At 63.4% G+C, this 17,117-nt stretch carries 17 protein-coding genes; 11 read left to right on the forward strand and 6 right to left on the reverse strand.

Annotation, left to right across the window (positions count from 1 at the left end):
* Positions 1-141 precede the first annotated feature (141 nt).
* The 6 genes from KDW95_RS22115 to KDW95_RS22140 all read left to right on the forward strand — a co-directional run bounded on the left by KDW95_RS22115 (position 142) and on the right by KDW95_RS22140 (position 8,364).
* Positions 142-810 carry an ABC transporter ATP-binding protein gene (locus tag KDW95_RS22115; RefSeq protein ID WP_255853931.1) on the forward strand — a complete coding sequence of 223 codons (669 nt, stop codon included), beginning with the start codon at positions 142-144 and terminating at the stop codon, positions 808-810.
* Complete coding sequence (locus tag KDW95_RS22120) at positions 807-3,218, forward strand: FtsX-like permease family protein (RefSeq protein WP_255853932.1); 2,412 nt, start codon at positions 807-809, stop codon at positions 3,216-3,218. The genes KDW95_RS22115 and KDW95_RS22120 overlap by 4 nt, the downstream gene beginning before the upstream one ends.
* Positions 3,211-4,329, forward strand: a complete 1,119-nt coding sequence (locus KDW95_RS22125) for a lipocalin-like domain-containing protein (protein ID WP_255853933.1) — start codon at positions 3,211-3,213, stop codon at positions 4,327-4,329. Before KDW95_RS22120 ends, KDW95_RS22125 begins: the two co-directional genes overlap by 8 nt.
* An 82-nt stretch (positions 4,330-4,411) precedes the next feature.
* Entirely contained in the window at positions 4,412-4,495 is an 84-nt protein-coding gene (locus tag KDW95_RS22130; protein WP_255856552.1) for a lipocalin family protein, read from the forward strand.
* A gap of 95 nt (positions 4,496-4,590) precedes the next feature.
* Complete coding sequence (locus tag KDW95_RS22135) at positions 4,591-6,357, forward strand: ABC transporter transmembrane domain-containing protein (protein WP_255853934.1); 1,767 nt, start codon at positions 4,591-4,593, stop codon at positions 6,355-6,357.
* Positions 6,358-6,567: 210 nt separating this feature from the next.
* Positions 6,568-8,364: an ABC transporter ATP-binding protein gene (locus KDW95_RS22140; protein ID WP_255853935.1), complete on the forward strand. Its 1,797-nt coding sequence runs from the start codon at positions 6,568-6,570 to the stop codon at positions 8,362-8,364.
* A gap of 16 nt (positions 8,365-8,380) precedes the next feature.
* On the opposite strand, the gene KDW95_RS22145 is transcribed toward KDW95_RS22140, so the two are convergent.
* From KDW95_RS22145 to KDW95_RS22160, 4 genes are all read right to left on the reverse strand, one after another.
* Positions 8,381-9,688, reverse strand: a complete 1,308-nt coding sequence (locus KDW95_RS22145; protein ID WP_255853936.1) for a DUF2254 domain-containing protein — start codon at positions 9,686-9,688, stop codon at positions 8,381-8,383.
* A 78-nt stretch (positions 9,689-9,766) separates the two neighbouring features.
* Positions 9,767-10,696 carry a cytochrome c gene (locus KDW95_RS22150; RefSeq protein WP_255853937.1) on the reverse strand — a complete coding sequence of 310 codons (930 nt, stop codon included), beginning with the start codon at positions 10,694-10,696 and terminating at the stop codon, positions 9,767-9,769.
* A 116-nt stretch (positions 10,697-10,812) separates the two neighbouring features.
* Positions 10,813-11,295: a c-type cytochrome gene (locus KDW95_RS22155; RefSeq protein WP_255853938.1), complete on the reverse strand. Its 483-nt coding sequence runs from the start codon at positions 11,293-11,295 to the stop codon at positions 10,813-10,815.
* Positions 11,296-11,410: 115 nt separating this feature from the next.
* Positions 11,411-11,854 (reverse strand): hypothetical protein, encoded by a 444-nt coding sequence (locus KDW95_RS22160; RefSeq protein WP_255853939.1) that lies wholly within the window; start codon positions 11,852-11,854, stop codon positions 11,411-11,413.
* A 262-nt stretch (positions 11,855-12,116) separates the two neighbouring features.
* Here KDW95_RS22160 and KDW95_RS22165 point away from each other — a divergent pair, with 262 nt between their 5' ends.
* The 5 genes from KDW95_RS22165 (at position 12,117) to KDW95_RS22185 (ending at position 15,393) form a co-directional block, all read left to right on the forward strand.
* A complete protein-coding gene (locus KDW95_RS22165) occupies positions 12,117-12,413 on the forward strand; it encodes a hypothetical protein (RefSeq protein ID WP_255853940.1) in 297 nt (98 codons plus the stop codon).
* 87 nt (positions 12,414-12,500) lie between these two features.
* Positions 12,501-12,800, forward strand: a complete 300-nt coding sequence (locus KDW95_RS22170; RefSeq protein WP_255853941.1) for a hypothetical protein — start codon at positions 12,501-12,503, stop codon at positions 12,798-12,800.
* A gap of 35 nt (positions 12,801-12,835) precedes the next feature.
* Entirely contained in the window at positions 12,836-14,191 is a 1,356-nt protein-coding gene (locus tag KDW95_RS22175; protein ID WP_255853942.1) for a Do family serine endopeptidase, read from the forward strand.
* Positions 14,192-14,354: 163 nt separating this feature from the next.
* Complete coding sequence (locus KDW95_RS22180; protein WP_255853943.1) at positions 14,355-14,813, forward strand: CopD family protein; 459 nt, start codon at positions 14,355-14,357, stop codon at positions 14,811-14,813.
* A gap of 76 nt (positions 14,814-14,889) precedes the next feature.
* Complete coding sequence (locus tag KDW95_RS22185; protein WP_255853944.1) at positions 14,890-15,393, forward strand: Crp/Fnr family transcriptional regulator; 504 nt, start codon at positions 14,890-14,892, stop codon at positions 15,391-15,393.
* Between the two features lie 91 nt (positions 15,394-15,484).
* On the opposite strand, the gene KDW95_RS22190 is transcribed toward KDW95_RS22185, so the two are convergent.
* Both KDW95_RS22190 and KDW95_RS22195 read right to left on the reverse strand, forming a co-directional pair.
* The gene (locus KDW95_RS22190) at positions 15,485-16,066 is read right to left on the reverse strand and encodes a YceI family protein (protein WP_255853945.1); all 582 of its coding nucleotides are present in this window, start codon (positions 16,064-16,066) and stop codon (positions 15,485-15,487) included.
* Between the two features lie 50 nt (positions 16,067-16,116).
* Positions 16,117-16,971, reverse strand: coding sequence for a hypothetical protein (locus KDW95_RS22195; protein ID WP_255853946.1), 855 nt, complete (start codon positions 16,969-16,971; stop codon positions 16,117-16,119).
* Positions 16,972-17,117 lie beyond the last annotated feature (146 nt).

Below are 17,117 nucleotides of genomic sequence, written 5' to 3' on the forward strand. Positions count from 1 at the left end.
GTCTCCTCAACAGTAGACATCTGCCTAAAGCCTATCAGAAGGTAGCGTATTTGGCTGGCGGGGGTGAAACCCCGATCCTTTGCATGCCGAGGCGGCATCGCGGGCGCCGCGCTCTATACTGAGTGCGATGCTGGGATGTGGATGGCAATGACGGAACTGGTGATACGGGCGGATGGGATCTGCAAGCACTATGGCCGCGGGCAAACCCGCGTCCAGGTGCTGCGCGGGCTGTGCTTCGAGCTCGCAGCGGGCGAGTCGGTGGCGATCATGGGGCCTTCCGGTTGTGGCAAGTCGACCCTGCTGAATCTGCTAAACGGCCTGATACGGCCGGATGAGGGGACGCTGGAGCTGTTTGGGCAGCCCTGTCAGGGGCTCAGCGACAACGCCTGGGCGGGCCTGCGTCGTACCCGAGTCGCGACCCTGTTCCAGGATGGCAATCTCGTATCGACGCTTAACGTTGTGCGCAATATAGCCTTTCGGGCCGGGCTTGCGGGGCTTGAGGTCGAGCCGCTCGGGCTGCTGCGGGCGCTGGGTATCGCCGAGGTCGCACAGCGCTATCCTGATCAACTGTCCGGCGGTCAGCGCCAGCGGGCGGCACTGGCCTGTGCCTTTGCCGTTCAGCCTGAACTGATACTGGCCGACGAGCCCACCGGCAGTCTCGACGAAACCAGTGCGCGGCGGGTGATGCCGCTGTTCTTCGAGGCCATGCACGAGCGCGGCCTGACGGCCCTGATCGTAACGCACAACCCTTCGCTGGCGCGCTGCTGCGACCGGGTGCTGGAACTGAGCAACGGGGCACTGCGCCCATGAGTGTGCCGCACCTGCCCTTGGGGCGCGTTTATCTGAGTCACTACCAGCGCCACCCCGGTCAGCTGCTCGGCTTGCTGCTGATCCTGGCCTGCGCCGCGATGCTCTGGAGCGGGATACAGTCCCTGACCGGTCGCGGCGCCGCGGCCATCGAAGCCGCGCTGCAGGCCCAGGCGCCGCAGCTGTCGGTACAGCGCCTGGACGGCAGCCCGCTGGCCATCATTGACTTTTCCCGCCTGCGCCGCGCGGGCTTCTGTGTCACGCCACGGCTGCATCTGCTTGTTACGCAGGACGCAGCGCCGGGTGCCAGGCAGGCACCGCTACGCCTGCTGGGTGTCGATCCGCTGACGGCCGATTGCCTGGTGCCAGCACCCGGCATGGCGCCGATGCTCGACAGCGCCCGGGAGCAGATGACGCAAGCATCGGCGGGCGCCTCCCTGGGGCTCTGGGGGACCACCGCCACCTTGCAGCGCTGGCGGCAACAGGCCTCTGTCGCCGAGTATCCACTGTACGAGCAGGCACAGTTGCCGGCCGACCTGCTGCTCGGCGATATCGGTACCATCGCGCGCCTGGCCGAGCGGCAGGTGCATGACAGCCGGCTTGAGCTGCTGCTGCCCGCGCCCCTCTCCGGGCCCCTGCCGCCGGAGTACGAAGCGGTCCTGCATGAGTACGGCGTTTCATCGGCGCCGCTGGCGCGCAGCTTTCTGTTAAGCCTAAAGGCACTGGGTTGGCTGGGTTTGCTGGTGGCGGCACTGCTGGTGCGGGCGGTCTATCTGTTTGCCATGGAGCAGCGCCGGCGAAGCCTGGATGTCCTCTATCGTCACGGGGTGCCGTTGTGGCGCCTGCGGTTATACCTGGTCGTCGAAATGCTGCTGCTCTGTGTGCTTGGCGGCGCCCTGGGGGTGTGGCTCGGGACTGTGCTGGCCGGGCTGCTGGCCGACGGCTTTCGCGGCACTCTTGCAGGTCTGTTCGGTGTCCAGAGACTGGGGGCCGGGCTGAGCGCCGGGGCACTCTGGCTGCAGGCCGCGCTTGTGCTGCTGGTGCTGCTCGGCTGGGCCTGTAGCGATATCTTGCTGCTGCGCGCCCGCGAGCGAAGCGCGGGGGCCACAGGTGGCGAAGGCCCCTGGGGCTGGATCGCCGGTGTGTTGCTGATGCAGGCCGGGGGGCTGGGATTGGGGCTGGCGACATCCTTGTGGCTGATCTTTGCCGCGACCGGCGCCTGCCTGCTGGGCGCAGGCCTCTTGCTGCCCCGCCTGCTGGGCGTACTGCTGGGCGCGTTGCAGGCAGTGTTGCAGCGGCAGGGCCGGGTGCTGCTGGAATGGTCCTGTTCGGAGCTGCAGGCCCAGTGCCGTTTATTGCGCCTGCCGCTGCTGGCGCTGGCATTCGCCATTGCCTCTGCCATCGGTATCCAGGCGATGGTGGCGGGGTTTGAAACGACCTTCGTGCGCTGGCTCGAGCAGCGTCTGCAGGGCGAGCTCTACCTGGACCCGGGGCGCGCGGTGCAACTGCAGGACTGGCTCGAACCCTTGCAGGCCTTGCCGCAGGTGGCCCTTGTGCAACCCCGGGTGCGGGGCCGGGGCCTGGTCGAGCAGCAGGCGGTGGAGGTACTGGCAGTGGATACAATGGCCGAACAGGCGCAGGGCTGGGCGTTTCTGGCCTCGGTGCCGCAGCCCTGGCAGGCGCTGCAGGGGCAGGCGGTACTGGTGAATGAGCAGCTGGCGCGACGCCAGGGTATCAAGCTGGGGGACTGGATCAAGGTGCGCCTGGGCGCACTGGAAAAACTCCGCCAGGTGGTGGCAATCTACGCCGATTACGGCCGTCCGGACGGGGAAATCCTGCTGTCGCTGCAGCATCTGCCCGAGGCGCTACCCGGGCGCCATACCACCTTCGTGCTGGGTTTGCTGCCCGGTGCCCCGCCGGACTGGCGGCGCTGGGAGCAGCAGTACGACTGGCTTGCGGGCAGCCGGCTGCGGGACCAGGCCACGCTCAAGCGCGCTGCCCGGGCGCAGTTTGCGCGCACCTTCAGTATCACCGCCGCGCTCAGCGGGCTGACGCTGCTGCTGTCCGGGGTTGCCCTGGCGCTGATGGCCCATGCACTGTTGCGCCTGCGGGCGCGGCACTATACCTGGATACACGTCTGCGGCCTGACCCGGGCGCAGTTGCGCCGGCGCCTGTGCGCCCATGCCATGCTGCTGACAACGGCTCTGGCCGTGCTGGCGACGCCGCTGGGCGTTTTTCTGTCCTGGGTGCTGGTGGCCAGGGTGAATCCGGTGGCTTTTGGCTGGGCGCTGCCATTGCACCTGTATCCGCTGTACTGGCTGCAGGTCTGGTTGCTGTGCCTGTTGATCGGCGGCGTGACCGGGGTGCTGATGGCAAGCCCGGTGCGGCTGGAGACGCTGAGCAATGACTAGGCAGCGGGCTGTCGGCGCCTATTGCCTGGGCTGCATGCTGCTGGCGGGTTGCGAACCGCCGCCGACCGATGCGCTGTCCGGGCTGCTGTCCGCGCCGGTTGCCCCAACGGCTGTTTTTGCCCAGGCCCGACCTGGCACGGGGATCACGCTGCCGCAGGACCTTGGCAGTCACCCGGCCTACCGGCTGGAGTGGTGGTACTTGACGGCGAATCTGCACAGTGCGGCGGGGGATGCCTTCGGCGTGCAGTGGACGCTGTTTCGCGCGAGTACGCGCGGGCGCAATAAGGAGTTTGAAGGCGAGCCGCGCCCTGTCGGCTGGTACAGTGATGAACTCTGGCTGGCCCACGCGGCGCTGAGTCAGCCCGGGCAGCACCGCTTTGTATCCCGGCTGGCCCGCGGTGGCAGCGGCCAGGCGGGGGCGACGGCGCAACCCTTCGCCGCCTGGATCGATGACTGGCAGCTGGCTGCAGCGGCTCGGGATGCACAGTCTCACGAGGGCGGGCAGGGCTGGACGCTGCAGGCCCATGGCGACGATTTCGCCTACCGGCTGCACCTGCTACCGAGCCTGGCGCCGGTGCTGCACGGCGATAATGGCTTTAGCGCCAAGTCGGTGCAGGGCGGCGGTTCGATGTATTTCAGCTATCCGGGGCTTGCTGTCAGCGGTGATCTGACCGTCGATGGCGTGACCCATGAGGTCAGCGGTCAGGGCTGGTTTGATCGTGAGTGGAGCAGTCAGCTGCTGCAGCCGGATCAGCAGGGCTGGGACTGGCTGGCCTTGCATCTTGACGATGGCCAGCGGCTGATGCTGTTCCGGGTGCGGGGGGAGACACCGTTTTATGCCGCCAGCCTGATACAGGCCGATGGCAGCGCCCAGGCGCTGGCGGCCGATGAGTTCGTCCTGGCGCCGCTGGGCTACCGCGACAGCCAGCGTGGCCCGGTGCCGGTGCGCTGGCGGGTCGAGCTGCCTGGCCGGGGGATAGAGCTGGAGGTCAGCTCCTGGCCCGGCGATTACTGGAATCCGGGGCGGCTGAGCTACTGGGAGGGGCCGGTACAGGTGAACGGCAGTCACCAGGGGGAAGGCTATCTGGAGATGACCGGATACGGCGACTGAGGCTGCGGCTTGTTGGTGCGCTGGCAGGGGGATAGAACTGGAGGTCAGCTCCTGGCCCGGCGATTACTGGAACCCGGGGCGGCTGAGCTACTGGGAGGGGCCGGTACAGGTGAACGGCAGTCACCAGGGGGAAGGCTATCTGGAGATGACCGGATACGGCGACTGAGGCTGCGAGATGTTACCGTCTCGGGTTATGCTGGCGACCATCTTTAGTGATTGATGGCGCCTTGCGGCTCCATCCTGCCCAGAGACCGGTTTCCCATGGCGTTATTTCTGCAACTTGGCTGGTTTTTTCGCGAGCACTGGCGTACCTATGGCCTGGCGCTGTTGATGCTGGCGGGCGTCGCGGTGCTGAACATGAGTGTGCCCTGGCTGATCGGCCGCGCCATCGATGCACTGCTGCAGGCTCCCGCCGATACCGGGCCCGTCACGCCGACCAGTCATTACCTGCTGGCCCTGACGGGGTTGGGACTCGCGGTTTATCTGCTGCGCATGGGCTGGCGACTGATTCTGTTTGGTACTTCCTACCGTCTTGGCAACCTGCTGCGGGCGCGTTTCTATCAGCGCCTGACGCGCCAGGGCCAGGCCTTTTACAACGCCCACAACACGGGCGACCTGATGGCCCGTGCCACTAACGATATCGATGCCATCGAGCTGGCCGCCGGTGAAGGCGTGCTGTCGGGTTTTGATGGCCTGCTAACCCTCGTGCTGGTGCTGCTGATGATGTTTGTGGTCATCGACTGGCGCCTGGCGCTGGTGGCGCTGATACCGTTTCCCTTTATGGCACTGGCGTTCTATCGCATTTCCAGTGCAGTGCACCATCACTTTCAGCAGGCGCTGGAGCAGTTCTCGCGCCTGAATGACCGCACCCAGGAAGCCCTGGCCGGCATCCGGCTGGTCAAGGCCATGGGGCGTGAAACGGTGGAAGCCCGCGCTTTCTGCGATATCGCCGAGGAGGCGGCGGCGAGCAACTTCAGGGTGGCGCGCAGCGAAGCCCTGTTCGAACCGGTGATCTTTCTGTGCATGGCGGCGGCGCTGGCGCTGAGTGTGGGTTTCGGTGCCTGGCTGATCGTGCAGCAGGCGCTGAGCGTCGGTGCCCTGGCCAGCTTTATCATGTACCTGGGCCAGCTGATCTGGCCGATGTTTGCGTTTGGCTGGCTGCTTAATATCGTGGAGCGCGGCAGCGCGGCCTTCAAGCGCGTCGACAGCCTGCTGCGCCAGCCAGACAGCGTCGTGGCGCGTGGTACGCACTTGCCATCCGGGGCGGCTATCCGGTTGCAGCAACTGAGCTTCAGCTATCCCGATAGCCCGCAGCTGGCCCTGCGACAAATTGATCTGAACCTGGCGGAGGGCCAGGTACTGGGCATCGTCGGGCCGACAGGCGCCGGCAAGAGCACACTGATTCAGTTGCTGATGCGGTACTGGGACGCGCAGCAGGGCACGCTCGAGCTCGGCGGTGTCGAGATCGCCCGGCTTGAGCTGGCGGCGGTGCGTGGCGCCTTTGCCTACGTGCCTCAGGATGCCTTTTTGTTCAGCATCAGCATTCGGGACAACATCGCCCTGGCCCGGCCTGATGCCAGCCAGGCGGAGATCGAGGACGCGGCGCGTATCGCCTCGATTCACGAGGACATTATGGGGTTTGCACAGGGGTACGAGACGCCGGTGGGTGAGCGTGGCGTAACGCTCTCGGGTGGACAGCGCCAGCGCCTGGCCATCGCCCGGGCGCTGCTGACCCGGGCGCCGGTACTGGTACTGGACGACGCACTCTCGGCGGTGGATGTGCATACCGAAAGGCGTATCCTGGGGCACCTGAGACGCAATGTTGGCGGCCAGAGCTGCATCCTGATCAGCCACCGCCTGTCGGCGGTACGCCATGCTGACGAGATCCTGGTGCTGTCCCATGGTGGCGTGCTGGAGCGCGGCAATCATGCGGCCTTGCTGGCCGAGGATGGCTGGTATAGCCGCATGCATGCGTATCAGCAATTGGAAGCGTCACTCGATGCCAGGGACCAGGAGGCGCAAGGATGAGTGCATCACGGCAGGGTCGGCCTGATGGGTGCCCAATAGCGTCTACCAATGGCAACTGGAGCTTGGACAGGTTGCTGGATGCCAGGGACCAGGAGACGCAAGGATGAGTGCATCAAGGCAGGGTCAGACTGATGGGTGCTCAATAGCGGCTACCAATGGCAACTGGAGCTTGGACAGGTTGCCGGATGCCAGGGACCAGGAGACGAAGCCATGAGCGCGGCCGGGGACGACGAATTGCAAGCGGTGCCGGACAAGCGCGGTGCCTTTCGCCTGCTGAGCGAGTACGTGGTGCGGGACAAACCGCTGCTGATCAAGGCACTGCTGTTGCTGTTGCTGGCGACTGCGGCGGACGTGGCGGGCCCGCTGCTGCTCAAGGTCTTTATCGATGATCATCTGCTGCAAAACGATTTTGAGCTGCGAGGACTGCTGCTACTGCTGCTGGGGTACTTGCTGACCCAGGTCGCGGCGGCCTGGCTGCGCTACCAGCAAACGCTGCGTTTTTGTGACATGGCGCTGGCGGCCGTACTGGATATCCGCGAACGGGTCTTCGCCCATGTCTTGCGCCTGCCCATGGCGTTTTACGACCGTGCCATGACCGGTCAACTGGTCAGCCGGATCACCAACGATACCGAGGCCATCAAGGATCTGTACGTGCAGTTCCTGTCGGTGGTGCTGACCAACGTCATTTTGCTGGCGGGCATTATCATCGCGATGGGGCTGCTGAATGTACAGCTGATGCTGATTGCGCTCTGCCTGGTGCCGGCGGTGGTGGGCGTGATCTATGTCTACCAGCGGCTCAGTGGCGCGGCGGTGGGGCACACGCGCCAGCTGCGGTCCGAGATCAATGCCAGTATCAGTGAATCCATTGCCGGCATGGGGGTGATTCAGGCCGGCAACCAGCAGCAGCGTTTCGCGGCGCAGTTCGAGGGGCTGAATGGCCAGTATTACGATGCCCGCATGCGCACCGTGCGGGCCGGCGCCCTGCTGTTGCGCCCGGCGATTGATCTGCTGAGTGTGCTGGTGCTGGTGGCCGTGGTCTGGGGCTTTGGCCTGCAACTGGTCAGTGGCGTCGCCGAGGTCGGTGTGCTCTATGCCTTTCTCAACTACCTGAGTCGTTTTACCGAACCGCTGGCGGAAATCACCCAGCGCTTCAACCTCTACCAGCAGGCCATGGTCGCTGGGAGCCGCGTACACCAGTTGATACAGGAAGGCGAGCAGCGCTACCAGGCGGGCGATGCCCGTATCAGTGCCGGGGCCATCAGCGTACGAAACCTGGAGTTTCACTATCAGGCCGGCAAGCCGGTGCTGCGGCGGTTGTCGCTTGAGGTGCCGGCCGGTGGTTTCGTCGCCGTGGTGGGACATACCGGCAGCGGCAAGAGTACCTTGCTGAATTTGCTGCTGAACTTCTACACACCCAGTGGGGGCGAGATCCGGCTGGATGATCAGCCGATCGCCCGGCTGAGCCAGGATGCGCTGCGTGGCGGTATCGGCCTGATTCCGCAGGAGCCCTTTGTGCTGGCCGCCAGCATCCGGGACAACATCGACATGGGCCGCAATCTTGACCAGGCGGCGATTGAAGATGCTGCCCGCCAGGCTCATCTGCACAGCCTGATCGAGGCCATGCCCGAGGGCTACCAGACGCTGCTGGGAGAGCGGGGAACGCGGCTGTCCACCGGCCAGCGCCAGCAGCTGATCATTGCCCGGGCGCTGGCCGCCTCGCCGCGTATTCTGCTGCTGGACGAGGCCACGGCCAACGTGGACAGTGAAACCGAGCAGGTGGTGCAGCAGGCGCTGAATGCATTGCACGGCAAGGTGACACTGGTGGTGGTGGCGCACCGCTTGTCCACCATTCGCCATGCCGACCGGATTCTGGTGCTGTCCCACGGCGAGGTTGCCGAGGCCGGCACCCACGCGCAACTGCTGGCCAAACCCGACGGCCTCTATGGCTCCATGTATCGTCTGCAGCGGCAGGCGCGGCGGGTGGCCGAAGCGGAAGATGGCGGCTGAGCGGACAGGGTCGTGATCAGGCCTGGCGGACCGAGGAGCTGCGGGTCAGGTGCGCAGTGACCTGGTGCAGCGCCGCCCGGTCCGGCGGGAACGCCAGCGCCTGTTCGGCCCGGGCCAGCGCCAGCTGGGCATGCTCCAGGCTGAGCTGCTGCATCTCGGTGTGGCCGCTGGCCGCGAGCGATGCAAAGGCCTTTTGCAGCCGCAGGGCGACCTCCAGGTTGGCGGCACCGTCCCGGGCAATCGGGGTGAAGGCATCGTCAAACAGATCCCGCAGTCCCAGTTCCGGCACGGCGACCCGGTCGTACAGGGTCGCGCCGCGCTCCTCGTCGCTGACAGGGCGTGCCCAGAGGGCGAACAGCCGTACCAGGGAGCCAATCACGTCGATGGCGGTACCGGGGTCGTTCACCGCCGGGGACAGGGCTCTGCCGGCAATTTCCGCCAGTACAATCAGGCCAAAGCGGGGGTCTTCATCGAAGGTGCGATCCGGCTGGACTCGAAAGGCACAGGCAATCTCGCTCGTGCTCCAGGGTTTGGCGTCATTTTCCGTGGTGCAACCCGTTTGCGCCGCAGGGTCTTGCGAGACCTGGGCCAGGGCCCGGCCGGGGCCGACAAAACTGCCGGGCAGACAGCACAGGCTGATACGCAGTTGCGAGGCTGCTGCAAGCGCCTGCAGTGCGGCCAGGTCGACAATCTGCACGTACCCGATGCTGTCGCTGTAAACCGGCTGGGCATCGGGAGCCAGAGGTGCCAGCGCGATCCCTCTGAGGGTGGGTGCGCAATGCCGGCGCGCAAGCGCCCTGGCAGCGGCCTGCTCGGCTTTCCTGACGGTGCTGCCCAGGCGTCCCAGGCGGGCAATGGAGTCCACCCAGCGCACGAAGGTCACGACGACGATGGCAAAGACCAGCAGCGTCAGCACGAAAAGGGCGAAATACCCGGCCCGGCCGTAGTAGCCATTTTGCAGTGCGACCAGCGCGACGATGCTGAAGATAAAGGCGCCGATAAAGGCCGACAGTGCGTTCTGGGACTCGTCATCCGAGATCACCAGGCTGAAGGTGCGTGGCGTGGCGGTATTGCTGGCCGAGGCATAGGCCGACACCATGGAAGCGACGGCGAAGGTGGCGATCACCAGCATGCTGGAGGCAATAATACTGAGCAGCGTATCGATCGACGTCGGTGAGATGTCCGGCACCAGGCCGGTGAGGTCCGTGTAATCCGCCAGCTTGGCGACGAAAACCAGCAGAATCGACAACATGCAGATCAGCAGGGGTTTGACCCAGAGCCGCTCGCTGATGCGGTTGAGGATAAATCTCAGACGGTCATGCATAGGCTGTCATTCTGCAGCGTCCTGAAAGTAAGGCGATACCCGCAAAGCGTAGCAGGCGGTTAGCGGATCGTGGTCTGGTCAGTCATCCGGCTTCGCAGCAACAGCGGGAATGGCCTTGAGGTAGGCGGCGATGGCGCTGCGGTCCGAACCAGACAGCCTGGCGGTATTTTCCACCACCTCGGCCATGGAGCTGCCCACGACATCGTATTCGGGGGTGAAGCCCGACGACAGGTACTCGGCGATATCGTTTTCACTCCAGTCGGCCAGGCCGCTGGCGTGGGGACTGATATTGGGAATGCTGCCGTCACCGTCCGGATTGGCGGCGCCACCGAGCCAGCGGCTGTAATCGGTGGCACCCAGGGCGTTGCGGGGCGAGTGGCACTCGCCGCAGTGCCCGGGGCCTTCCACCAGGTAGCGGCCACGCAGCAGACTGGTGTCGGTATCGTCCAGCGCGATAACGGGGTCGGTTCTCAGGTAGAGCTGTTTCCAGAGCCCAAGGCCACGGCGCACGGAGAACGGGAAGCCGAGTTCGTGGGGCTCGTTGGCCCGGTTAACCGCCGGCAGGGTATCCATAAAGGCCTTGAGGTCGGCAATATCCTGCAGCGTCATGCGGCTGTAGGAGCTGTAGGGAAAAGCCGGGTAGTAGTGCTCTCCCTCGGGGGATATGCCTTTTAGCAGGGCGTTGGCAAAGTCGGCATCGGACCAGCTGCCGATACCGGTGGCCGTGTCGGGGCTGATATTGGGTGCGACAAAGGTGCCAAAGTCGGTGCTGAATCGCTGGCCACCACCCAGGGGCGGTATACCGTCGTCATCGGTCTGCTCGTAGTCCGCGGGCTTGTGGCAGGATGCACAGCCACCGACGTGAAAAACGGCGGCACCGCGTTCCGGGTTGCCCGGCACCGATACCAGGGCGTTAGCGGATATGGCGGCCTGGGGGGCACTGAGTATCCAGAGTCCGGCAGCGATCCCTGCTGTCGTTAGCAGGGCGACGTTTAAGCACAGTTTCATGGTGATCAGTCCTGTAGAACAGGGCATTGCCGATACATGTCACCGATGCCCGATGCCCGATGCCCGCGGCCGGGACCGGGGCATTGGGTCAGGCGAGCCTTGGGGCTTGTGTGGGCTTAACCTTCTTCTTTCTTGGCGCGGAAATCCGTGTGGCAGCCCTTGCAGCCATCGCCGACGGCCTTCATGCCACCGCGCAGGCTATCGAGATCCTTGCCGGCGACGGTGGCAAAGTTCTCCAGCGCGCTGGTGAGGGCATCCTGTTTTTCGAGCACCTTGGGGAAGGTGCTCCACATTTCCGGCAGTGCGCGGGTCATTTCGTCGAGCCCGGCATCCGCCTTGCTGCTGCCCTCGGGCCACATCTGGCTGTTATTCATCTTGGCCAGGGCCAACAGGTTCTGGGCCGCGCTGGCCGCGATCTCCGGGTCGTACTCGGTATTGCCCTTGGCCATCTCACCCACGAGCCCCAGATTGAACGAATACAGCTGCATGAAGGACTGCCGGGCTTCTATTACCTTTTCAACATCCTGTGCAAAAACAGCGCTGCTGCCCAGGGCAGAGACCGTTGCCACGGCTGCGACAATTCCCTTTAGTTTGATCATGAACTCTCTCCGCAGATTGGCGGGGCCTTTGGACCCCTTTCAAATACAGCAGTCAAATTACATCGAAACAGGGGAAAGTCACAGCCCCCAGTTGCAATGAGTTGCACCGAGCCGTTCAGGCGGCGGTCCACTGTTTCATTCTGGCTTCGGATATTGCCACTGCGTCGTCGCTGAAGGCTTCCGGGTTGCGAAGAATCACGGCTTCCAGTGCAAAGTCCGCCAGACCCATATCAACCAGGGTAACGTACCCCTCGGGATCGGCGGGGCGGTTGAGTGCCCGGTCTACGGCACTGATGATGCCGTGGCGCTTGATCAGCTGCCAGGTGCTGGAGGCGCGGGTCTTCTTGCCGTTTCTGGCGCTGAGGACTTCTTCATAGGCGTAGATGGCGCCAACGGCTTGCTTTTCGACATCAGATTCGGCGCCGTAGGCTTCGGCCCGCAGCTGCACGGCCCACTGCCGGGCTTCCAGTGCCAGATCATCTCGACCGCGGTCGGCGCAGTTCCTGGCGAATATTTCACATTTTTCCGGTGTTTTTATATTCGTGACTCGGTCGTCCATAGGTTGCTTTACCCCCAGTTGGCAGCTGCCGACAAGGGTGCCGGCAGGACTGCATCAGCCGCTGCAAGACAGCGTGCCTGATCGCGCCAGGGTTCCCCGACGCCATTTCACTATACGGGCATTGGTTGCGCAATGCAGCCCGGATGCGCTGGCCGCCAGGCCTGAACACTTTCATTGCGCCGGGCGCCGAACTAATTGGGATTCGTGCAATCTATTGAATCTGCACCGGTATTTAATCTGATGGTCGGAGCCTGGAACGGACGTGAAGGCATTACTCTACAGCCTGACATTGCTGCTTTTTTCTCTGGGCGCGCACGCGTCCGAGCAGCGCCGCGACGAGGCTCTGCCGGCCAGTCATGTTGATATCAGTATCCCGGCTGCAGTGGTGGATCCGACGCCGGTAAGCGGTGCGGACCGGCTGCCTGCAGCCATAGCGATCCCGCCCCTGTTCGACCTGGCGGGGGCTGTTCCCGCCCACTGCTGTATGCCGGCTAAGGCGCTGTCCATTACCGGCCTGTACATTATCCGCGCCCCTCCGCGGTCATCGCTCAGTCTCTGATTGCTCAACAACCGTATTTATTGCATCGCATTCCATATTTTTCAGGGACGGCGCCTGTACGGCTGCGCCTTGTCCCCGGAGGGCTCTATGATTACTTCAACCCTGTTTCGTCACGGTGTCGCGGATGCCGGTGCCAAAAAGCAAATCAGTCACCGGTTGCAGCGACTCGCCGAGGTGGCACCCCAGGTCACCCGCGTTAATATAGTCCTGGACCAGGTGCCCTGTGGCGGGCGGCCGAAGCACCTTTATCAGTGTCATATATCCATGCGAGCCGCCGGGCGCAAACAGAGCGATGTTTACGTCAGCAATGGCTCTATCGGCCTTGCCGTCGCGGATGCCTTTGATCAGCTTGGCAGTTTGATCAGGCACGCCGAGTGCAGGGCCTAGAACGAATTTTTTATCGCGCAGGAGGACCATTCACAATGACGCGTACTCTCAGGTATATGCTGATTCTGGTGCTGAGCACCCTGTCTGGCTGGAGCCTGGCAGGCTTGCCGATGACCGATGGGTCTGGACGCGAGTTGCCGTCTCTGGCACCGATGCTGGAGCAGGTGAACCCGGCGGTGGTCAATATCGCCACCTACACCAGCAAGGCGCAGCAGCAGAACCCGCTGCTGCAGGATCCTTTCTTCCGGCGTTTTTTCAACCTTCCCGAAGAGCAGGCCCGGCCACGACCAAGGCGCCGCCAGACCAGTGCCGGTTCCGGCGTTATCGTTGATGCCGGCAAGGGCTCGATTATCACCAATTTCCATGTCATCAAGGGCGCGGACGAGATTCAGGTGTCACTGGTGGATGGGCGCACCTTCCAGGCGGAGCTGGTGGGGGGCGATCCGGAGGTGGATATCGCGGTGCTGAAAATCGACGCCGATGATCTGACTGCTGTATCCCTGTCGGACTCCGACAGCCTGCGCGTGGGTGATTTTGTTGTGGCCATCGGCAACCCCTTCGGTCTGGGCCAGACGATTACCACCGGCGTGGTCAGCGCCCTGGGGCGCACTGGCCTGGGCATTGAAGGTTACGAGGACTTTATCCAGACCGATGCCTCGATCAACCCGGGCAACTCAGGCGGGGCCCTGGTGAACCTGCGGGGCGAGCTGGTGGGTATCAACACCGCGATCATTGCCCCGGGTGGCGGCAATGTGGGGATCGGCTTTGCGATTCCGGTCAATATGGCCCAGGCCAGTGCCGCGCAGATTCTGGAGCATGGTGAGGTCAAGCGGGGCCAGATCGGTGTCGCCATTCAGGATATGACGCCGGCGCTGCAACAGGCATTCAAACTGCCCAATGGCCAGAAAGGTGTGCTGGTGACCGATGTCAAAAAAGGCTCCGAAGCGGACAAGGCGGGGCTCGAGGCTGGTGACCTGATCATGGACGTTAATGGCCAGGCGACACCGACGACCGGTCAGCTGCGCAACAGCATCGCCTTCAGCGATATCGGCGAAACCCTGACGCTCAGGGTGCTGCGTGACGGCAAAACCCTGATGCTGGAGGTCGATGTCGGTGAGTCGGCGGACTGGGCCAGCGGCGTTGAGCACCCGCTGCTGCAGAACGTGACGTTGCAGCCGAACCCGCAGGGCTCTGGCGTCCAGATCAAGGCGCTGGCGCCGGACTCCATGGCGGCCGCCAATGGACTGCGGGCCAGTGATGTACTGTTGAGTGTCAATCGCATCAAGGTCAGTTCGACACAGGATATTGCCCGGGCACTGCAAAAGAGTCAGGGTCCGGTGTTGCTGCAGGTACAGCGGGGTGGTGGCGTGTTTTTCCTGGTCATACACTGATTGCCCACACTGCCGGTGTCCTTCCCGAGGGCCTGGCTGGATGAGAAAAGGCGCCGCATTCCCCGGCGCCTTTTAATTCGGGGTCGTGCCGTGCCGGCACTTCCCGGCAGCGGCATTCTGTGTTCCCATCAGCAGTCAATAAAACCGAACAGGACATCCATCCATGCCTCTGGCCCTTAGTCTGCACCTGCTTGCCGCCGTTATCTGGGTGGGGGGCATGTTTTTCGCGTACCAGTGCCTGCGTCCGGTAGCGGCCAGGGTACTGGAACCGCCACAACGGCTGACGCTCTGGTGTCACCTGTTCAGTCGTTTCTTTGTCTGGGTCTGGGTCGCTGTCGTTACCCTGGTGGTGAGCGGGCACGGCATGATTGCCCTGATGGGCGGCATGGCGAGGGTGGGGTTGCACATCCATGTCATGCTGGTCACGGGATATCTGATGGTCGCGCTTTTTTTGCACCTGTACTTTGCTCCCTACCAGCGTCTGAAAAAGGCGGTGGGCGCATCGGACTGGCCCCTGGCTGCAACCCAGCTCAACCAGATTCGTCGCTTTGTCGGCATTAATCTGTTGCTGGGGCTGATCACCGTGGTGAATGCCGTGGCTGGGCCAATGTTGTACGCTTGAAGCAGGGATGGAAGATTTGGAGGGTTGACGGCGCCTTGCCGTTGACCGGTCTCTCCATACAGTTGCAGGTTGTTGCATGAAAACCATTGATGGCCAGGCACTCTGGCACACATTGGGAGCGAGTCATTTCAGGGAGATGTCGACCTTTGGCGCCTTGCCCGACAGCACGGTGCAACGGCTGCTGGCTGAAGGAAAGGTGTGGCAACTCGACAAGAGCGAGGTGCTGTTCCGGGCCGGCGACCGGGTTCACAGTTTCTTTGTCGTGATCAGTGGCAAGCTGTCGATGTATATCTGCAGCGATGAACAGTATGCGTTCTCGCGTCATCATGTGCGGGGAGAAGAGTTGGGATTCGTGGCCATGATCGGGCTGCACGACCGGGTGGGTACGGCCGTTGCCTGCGAGGAAACCCGGGTGGTGGAGATATCCTCGGATCAGTTCCTGGAACTGCATATCAGTGAGCCGGAAGCCTTTGGCCTGTTGCTGCTCAACCTGTCACGGGAAATGGCCCGGGGCATTCGCCAGCTGAACAACATCATCGTGCAGATGAGCATGCAGCAAAGCAAGGGCAAACCGTCCTGAGCCAGCAGGGCCTGCCTGGTGTGCCGTTGCGCGGTATACGCAGGTTGCCTGTACCGACATGCTTTGCCGGCACAGGCAGGACAGCGCCGTCTTATTCCGGAGCGGCTTCAACGTCCAGACGCAGGGATACTTCGTCGCCAATGGCGGGCAGGCCATAGCCCATGCCGAAGTCGCTGCGCTTGATGGTACCGGTGGCCGAGAAACCGGCCATCGGAGCCTTGGTGAACGGGTGCGGGCCTATCTTGTTGATGGTCATGTCCAGCACGACCGGCTTGGTGACGCCCAGCAGGGTCAGGTCGCCTTCCAGGGTGGCGGTGTTGTCGCCGGTCCTGGTCACCTTGCTGCTCTCAAATGTCATTTCCGAAAACTCGGCGGCATTGAAAAAGTCCGGCGAACGCAGGTGCTCGTCGCGCTTTTCGTGGAAGGTCGTCACCGATGCGGTGTCGATGACCATCTTGACGCTGGAGTTTTCGATATTGTCGGTGTCCAGTACCAGGGTGCCGTCCATCTGGCCGAAACGGCCAAACATGGTGGAAAAGCCCAGGTGATTGATATTGAACACGGCGCTGGTATGGGCCATGTCGATGCTGTAATTGGCGGGGGCCGCCTGGACGGCAGTGCTGGACAGGGTGGCGGCCAGCAGGCCGGTGGCGAGCAGGGATTTCAGCGTCATGACTAGATCCTTTGGGTTGTTGGATTTTTACGGTAGATCACTTGGGGCCATCAGTAGCCCGAGGCGCTGGGGCTGCCTGACAGCAGTGCCACGGCGATCGCCATCGCACAGATCAGCGCGCCCAGGACCGTCAGGCAAAGTGCCCTGGGTCCTGGATGAGTGATATTTTTCAGCCCCGGCAACTGTGCCTGCAGCCTGTCGATCAGCAACAGGGGGCTAAGCATCAGCAGTGCCCAGCCGCTGGCCTGGGTGAAAAACAGCAGCTGGGCACAGAGCGCGACCAGTGCGGTGATCAGTACACAGGAGGCGCTGGCGCCCAGGGCAAAGCGCAGGCGTGGCCAGTTCCACAGCACAAAGCCGCCACAGGCTGCCATCATGGCAAAACCGGTTTGCGCAATGGAGGCCGAGGCGCCGACCAGGCTGATGGCGCCAACGCCACCGCTGGCAAGCAGCAGCATGATACTGCCGTCGATCCGGTCCGCGGCTGCGGTAATGCGCCAGTTTGCCAGCAGGGCAAAGGCCATGAGCACCAGTATCAATGCCCAGCCGGCCAGGTCGATTCGGTCGATACGACTTCCCAGCAGCCACCCCAGTGCACCGAGGGACAGCAGTATTCCCGCCATCGATACCGCACGGGCGCGCAGGTTCAGGCTGTCGAGCACCAGGCCCAGCGCCAGTGCGATCACAACCAGGTAGGGCAGCTTCTGCGATGCCGAACGCGGCGGGAATACCGGTGCCTGAATCAGTACCAGGCTGGCCATAAAGCCCATGGCGATCGCGGCGCAGGCAAGGCGCCCGCCGAGCTGCGGGCCGAATGCCGCGCGAATCAGGCCGGTCAGGCCCAGTGCCAGCAGCAGGGGGAGCAGCGAGCTCTGTATGGCAGGGTTATTCAACAGCGATGACATCCGTGCGCCTCGGCCTTTGCAAATGAAATTCAGTAAGAGCACCCATTAAGCACGCATTGTGTGTACAAAGTTTTTCAGCCAGGGGGTGATTTGTCGCGCTTTGTCGCAACGGCTCCTGCTGACATACTTTGATACATTTTCCGTTC

This window comes from Marinobacterium rhizophilum, from assembly GCF_024397915.1.
Taxonomy (GTDB): domain Bacteria; phylum Pseudomonadota; class Gammaproteobacteria; order Pseudomonadales; family Balneatricaceae; genus Marinobacterium_A; species Marinobacterium_A rhizophilum_A.

Coding starts and splice junctions, on each gene's coding strand:
- KDW95_RS22115 (WP_255853931.1), top strand. CDS start 142: ATGGCAATGACGGAACTGGTGATACGGGCGGATGGGATCTGCAAGCAC.
- KDW95_RS22120 (WP_255853932.1), top strand. CDS start 807: ATGAGTGTGCCGCACCTGCCCTTGGGGCGCGTTTATCTGAGTCACTAC.
- KDW95_RS22125 (WP_255853933.1), top strand. CDS start 3,211: ATGACTAGGCAGCGGGCTGTCGGCGCCTATTGCCTGGGCTGCATGCTG.
- KDW95_RS22135 (WP_255853934.1), top strand. CDS start 4,591: ATGGCGTTATTTCTGCAACTTGGCTGGTTTTTTCGCGAGCACTGGCGT.
- KDW95_RS22140 (WP_255853935.1), top strand. CDS start 6,568: ATGAGCGCGGCCGGGGACGACGAATTGCAAGCGGTGCCGGACAAGCGC.
- KDW95_RS22145 (WP_255853936.1), bottom strand. CDS start 9,688: ATGCATGACCGTCTGAGATTTATCCTCAACCGCATCAGCGAGCGGCTC.
- KDW95_RS22150 (WP_255853937.1), bottom strand. CDS start 10,696: ATGAAACTGTGCTTAAACGTCGCCCTGCTAACGACAGCAGGGATCGCT.
- KDW95_RS22155 (WP_255853938.1), bottom strand. CDS start 11,295: ATGATCAAACTAAAGGGAATTGTCGCAGCCGTGGCAACGGTCTCTGCC.
- KDW95_RS22160 (WP_255853939.1), bottom strand. CDS start 11,854: ATGGACGACCGAGTCACGAATATAAAAACACCGGAAAAATGTGAAATA.
- KDW95_RS22170 (WP_255853941.1), top strand. CDS start 12,501: ATGATTACTTCAACCCTGTTTCGTCACGGTGTCGCGGATGCCGGTGCC.
- KDW95_RS22175 (WP_255853942.1), top strand. CDS start 12,836: ATGACGCGTACTCTCAGGTATATGCTGATTCTGGTGCTGAGCACCCTG.
- KDW95_RS22180 (WP_255853943.1), top strand. CDS start 14,355: ATGCCTCTGGCCCTTAGTCTGCACCTGCTTGCCGCCGTTATCTGGGTG.
- KDW95_RS22185 (WP_255853944.1), top strand. CDS start 14,890: ATGAAAACCATTGATGGCCAGGCACTCTGGCACACATTGGGAGCGAGT.
- KDW95_RS22190 (WP_255853945.1), bottom strand. CDS start 16,066: ATGACGCTGAAATCCCTGCTCGCCACCGGCCTGCTGGCCGCCACCCTG.
- KDW95_RS22195 (WP_255853946.1), bottom strand. CDS start 16,971: ATGTCATCGCTGTTGAATAACCCTGCCATACAGAGCTCGCTGCTCCCC.